General features: G+C 66.2%; 4 protein-coding genes and 1 pseudogene. All 5 read right to left on the minus strand.

The window, feature by feature from the left end:
* Window positions 1-149: 149 nt before the first annotated feature.
* Window positions 150-434: a DUF1294 domain-containing protein gene (locus ACE3O8_RS12700; RefSeq protein WP_374390312.1), complete on the minus strand. Its 285-nt coding sequence runs from the start codon at window positions 432-434 to the stop codon at window positions 150-152.
* A 32-nt stretch (window positions 435-466) separates the two neighbouring features.
* On the minus strand, window positions 467-2,809 hold the full coding sequence (gene clpA, locus ACE3O8_RS12705; protein WP_374390314.1) for an ATP-dependent Clp protease ATP-binding subunit ClpA: 2,343 nt from the start codon (window positions 2,807-2,809) through the stop codon (window positions 467-469).
* Between the two features lie 194 nt (window positions 2,810-3,003).
* The gene (locus tag ACE3O8_RS12710) at window positions 3,004-3,747 is read right to left on the minus strand and encodes a PEPxxWA-CTERM sorting domain-containing protein (RefSeq protein ID WP_374390315.1); all 744 of its coding nucleotides are present in this window, start codon (window positions 3,745-3,747) and stop codon (window positions 3,004-3,006) included.
* 204 nt (window positions 3,748-3,951) lie between these two features.
* A complete protein-coding gene (locus ACE3O8_RS12715; RefSeq protein WP_374390317.1) occupies window positions 3,952-4,578 on the minus strand; it encodes a MarC family protein in 627 nt (208 codons plus the stop codon).
* A pseudogene (locus ACE3O8_RS12720) lies at window positions 4,575-4,949 on the minus strand (bifunctional methylenetetrahydrofolate dehydrogenase/methenyltetrahydrofolate cyclohydrolase); the annotation flags it as partial. The gene ACE3O8_RS12715 and the pseudogene ACE3O8_RS12720, both read right to left, overlap by 4 nt.

Genomic DNA, 4,949 nt, shown 5'->3' on the forward strand with positions numbered 1-4,949 from the left:
CCGGTCGCGTGCTTCCGCGGCGAGCGTCAGCACATCAGACATGTCATTCTCCAATCATTTGATCGCCCGGCACCTCCAGGGTGTGCCGTACCAGCGAAGCGCGGGCCCTTAGCGGGAATCGCGCATCAGCGCAACGGCGGCCCGATACCTCACACATGGCCCCGCGCAAGGTGCCAGGCCAGCGCGGAAAGGCCGGCCAGCTGCAGCAGGGCGATTCCGTGCAGCTTCGAACTGAAGGGCTGCTTGCGCGTCTTGTGGCGGAAGGCGCGCCGGGCGAGATAGGCGCCGGGCGTTCCGCCCAGCAGGGCCAGCAACAGCAGATCGCTTTCGGGAATGCGCCGCGGCGGGGCGGGGCCCCGCTGCCGCGCGCATTTCTTGTCTGCCCGGAAGGCAAGCACGGTCAGCAGGTTGATGGCGCCGATCGCGACCGCCAAGGCGAGTGCGACCGGCGCCCAGCCTGAGGCTGTCAGTCCTTTTCCTCCGACGGCGCCGGAAGGGCCGCCGTTTTCTTCTTGCCCCGCTTCGGCTTTGGCGCCGCCGGGATGATCTCGAAGGCGGGCTGGTCGTCCTTCACATGCACCCGCACCTCGCCGCCGTTCACCAGCTTGCCGAACAACAGCTCGTCCGCCAGCGGGCGCTTGATCGATTCCTGGATCAGCCGGCCCAGCGGTCGCGCGCCATAGAGCCGGTCGTAGCCGCGCTCGATCAGCCAGTCCCGTGCGTCGTCCTCAAGGGCGATATGCACATCGCGTTCGGCCAGCTGCATCTCCAGCTGGATGATGAACTTGTCGATCACCCGCGCCACGATGGCGGGCGGCAGGTAATCGAAGGGCACGATCGCATCCAGCCGGTTGCGGAACTCCGGCGTGAACATGCGCTTGATCGCTTCCTCGTCCTCGCCCACGCGCTGGCCCGCGCCGAAGCCGATGCCTTCGCGCGCCATGTCGGCGGCGCCGGCATTCGTCGTCATGATCAGGATGGTGTTGCGGAAATCCACCGTCTTTCCGTGGTGATCGGTGAGCTTCCCGTTGTCCATCACCTGCAGCAGGATGTTGAACAGGTCCGGGTGCGCCTTCTCGATCTCGTCCAGCAGCAGCACGCTGTGCGGGTTCTGATCCACCGCATCCGTCAGCAGCCCGCCCTGATCGAAGCCGACATAGCCCGGCGGCGCGCCGATCAGCCGGCTGACCGAGTGGCGCTCCATATATTCCGACATGTCGAACCGGGTCAGCGGAATGCCCAGGATGGCCGCCAGCTGGCGGGCGACTTCGGTTTTCCCCACGCCCGTCGGGCCAGAGAACAGATAGTTGCCGATGGGCTTGTTCGGTTCGCGCAGGCCCGCGCGGCTCAGCTTGATGGCAGATGCCAGCAGGCCGATCGCCTTGTCCTGCCCGAAGACGACCCGCTTCAGGTCTGCCTCCAGATTCTCCAGCACCTTCTTGTCGTCGGTGGAAACGGATTTCGGCGGGATGCGCGCCATGGTGGCGACGACGGCCTCGATCTCCTTCACGCCGATCACCCGCTTGCGCCTGGCTTCCGGCACCAGCATCTGCGCCGAGCCCGATTCGTCGATCACGTCGATCGCCTTGTCGGGCAGCTTGCGGTCGTTGATGTAGCGCGCGGACAGCTCCACCGCCGACTTGATGGCGTCGGGCGTGTAGCGCACCCGGTGGTGCTTCTCGAAGGCGGGCTTCAGCCCGGTCAGGATCTTGATCGTGTCCTCGACCGTGGGTTCGTTCACGTCGATCTTCTGGAACCGGCGCAGCAGGGCGCGGTCCTTCTCGAAGTGATTGCGGAACTCCTTGTAGGTGGTGGAGCCGATGCAGCGGATCGACCCGCCCGAAAGCGCAGGCTTCAACAGGTTGGAAGCGTCCATCGCGCCGCCCGACGTGGCGCCCGCCCCGATCACGGTGTGGATCTCGTCGATGAAGAGAACGGCGTGCGGCAGCTTTTCCAGCTCGGCCACCACATTCTTCAGCCGCTCCTCGAAATCCCCGCGATAGCGCGTGCCCGCCAGCAGCGCGCCCATGTCCAGCGCATAGATGGTGGCGGGCTTCAGCACGTCGGGCACCTCGCCCTCGATGATCTTCAAGGCCAGCCCTTCGGCAATGGCGGTTTTGCCGACGCCGGGGTCCCCCACATAGAGCGGGTTGTTCTTCGAGCGGCGGCACAGGATCTGGATGGTGCGGTCCACCTCTGCCTCGCGGCCGATCAGCACGTCGATCTTGCCGGACCGCGCCTTCTCGTTGAGGTTCACGGTGAACTGCTTCAGCGCCGATTCCGGGGCCTTCTGCCGCCCCTCGCGCTTGTCCTCCCGCACTTCGGGCTGTTCCTCGGCGCCCTTGGGCGTCTTGGGTTCGGACATGCCCGGGGTCTTGGCGATGCCGTGGCTGATGTAGGAAACCGCATCCAGGCGCGTCATGTCCTGCTGCTGCAGGAAATAGACGGCGTGGCTTTCCCGTTCCGAGAACAGCGCGACCAGCACGTTCGCGCCCGTCACTTCCTCCCGGCCGGAGGATTGCACATGCAGGATGGCCCGCTGCACCACCCGCTGGAATCCGGCGGTGGGGGACGGATCGACCGAGCTGTCGGCCTTCAGGCTGCCCAGTTCGGTGTCGAGATAGCGGGTGACCTGCGCAGACAGTTCGTCCAGATCGACGCCGCAGGCCTTCATCACGACGGAGGCATGGGTGTCGCCGATCAGCGCCAGCAGCAGATGTTCGAGCGTTGCATATTCGTGGCGCCGGCGGCTGGCCTCGGCGAGCGCGTTGTGGAGGGTGGATTCAAGGTCTCTGGAGAATGAGGGCATCAGACCTTCCTGACCTGCCAAGAGCGAAAGACTCATGGCTTACGGCCTGAATGTCACCATGCTGCAGCGAAAGTGCAAGGGGCGGCTTTCGGCGGGGCCGAAATCCGCGACCGTCCGGGCTGAAAAAGGAAGGGGCGCCGGAAGCGGTGCTTCCGGCGCCCCTGATCTGCCCCCTTCCGGGAAATGCCCCGGGATCAGGCGAGGGCGTGGACCGCGACGCCCTTGCGACGGCGGGCCGCCATGCCGACCAGGCCGAAGCCGGTGATCAGCATCGCCCAGGTCGCCGGTTCCGGCACGCCGCCGATGGACGTGTAGTAGCCGACCGTGTGGTTGTCGGATTCATACCCGCCACCGCCGACCTGATAGATCCGGATGCGGTCATAAGTGTCGCCGCCCGTGAAATAGACGTTCAGGAAGGCATAGGGCTCCCCGCTGTTCTGCCCCAGGAAGGGCGGATTCGGGTTGCCGCAATAGCTGGTCGGGCAGGCGCCGATGTCACCCGTGACGGAGCCGGGCGTGACAGAGGCGAGCAGCGTCGCGCCGTTGTAGAACTCCAGCCGGTTGCCGCCATCCAGCGCCGACAGCCAGTACCCGAAATAGGTCAGGCCTTCGGGCAGCGTGGTGGTGAAGTTGATGTCGATCGGCGCCATGTTCGAGAAGGTCACGACATGCTTGCCGCTGCCCTGCGCCGAGCCATATTGGTTGGCGTTGTCGATCCGGCCGCCGCTGTAGGTGGCGACGATCGCGCCGCCCGTGCCGAAATCGGTCACGAAATTGGCGGCGCTGCCGACGGTCTGGCCTTCGAACGTCTCGACGCCCGACGTGGTGAAGCCGGCGGTTGTGTTCTGCACGCCGGCATTTTCATAGTTCACGAACCAGCCGGCCGATGCCGGCGTGGCCAGAAGGGCGGCAACCGCGGCCCCGATCAGAATGCGCATTCGTCTTCCTCCAACCCTGATGCGGCGGTGTTCCCGTCGCGTGGCAGGGTCGATGCAGGAATCGTGCCAACAAGGGGAACCCGTGCGCCCCAAAGGACTTGCGCCGATGGATCGCGTGCCGGCATCGCCAATGCTGTCAGATTTCCTGACAGAAATCCGCAGCTTAAGCCTTCCAGCCGTTAACCATGCTGCACCCGAAGCCTGTCAGGCAAAGGCGCTCTTCAGCCCGTCGATCACGATCTGCGCGGCGAGCGCGGCCAGGATCACCCCCAGCAGGCGCGTGATCATCGCCTCCACCTTGCTGCCCACGCGGCGCATGATCGGGCCTGCCGCCAGCAGCGCGACCAGCGTCAGCGCAAGGACGATGGCGAGCGCCAGCCACACGGCGATCGTTTCCATCGGCCCGCTGGCCTTCGACGTCAGCAGCATCACCGCCGCGATGGAGCCTGGCCCCGCGATCATGGGCATCGCCATCGGGAACACCGAGACATCCTCGGATTCCTCGTCGTTCACGGCCTTGGCCCGTTCTTCCCGGCGCTTCACGCGCGTTTCGAACACCATGTCCAGGGCGATCAGGAACAGCATGATGCCGCCCGCCACGCGGAAGGCATCCAGGCTGATCCCCAGCGCGCGAAGGAAGGGTTCCCCAAACGCCGCGAACCCGATCAGGATCACCGACGCGATCGCGACCGAGCGGATCGCCATGCCGCGGCGCGCCTGCTGGGTGGACCGCGTCGTCAGGCTGGCGAAGATGGGCGCTGCGCCGGGCGGATCGATCACCACCAGCAGCGTCACCAGCGCCGAAACGAAGAGATCCCAGGGAAAGCTCATCCGCGCGACGCCGCCTTCAGCGTGTTTTCCAGCAAGCAGGCGATCGTCATCGGCCCCACGCCGCCCGGCACCGGGGTGATATGGGCGGCGACATCGGCGGCCTCGGAAAGGGCCACGTCGCCCACCAGCCGGGTTCCCGTGCCGCTTTCCTTCGCAACCCGGTTGATGCCCACGTCGATCACGGTGCAGCCCGGCTTCAGCCAGCTGCCGCGCACCATTTCCGGCCGCCCCACGGCAGCCACCACAATGTCGGCGCGGCGGGTGAGGGCGGGCAGGTCCCGGCTGCGGCTGTGCGCCACCGTCACCGTGGCAGAGGCCGAAATCAGCAGCGACGCCATCGGCCGGCCGACGATGTTGGAGCGGCCGATGAC

The sequence above is a fragment of the Sandaracinobacter sp. genome (assembly GCF_041909755.1).
Taxonomy (GTDB): domain Bacteria; phylum Pseudomonadota; class Alphaproteobacteria; order Sphingomonadales; family Sphingomonadaceae; genus Sandaracinobacteroides.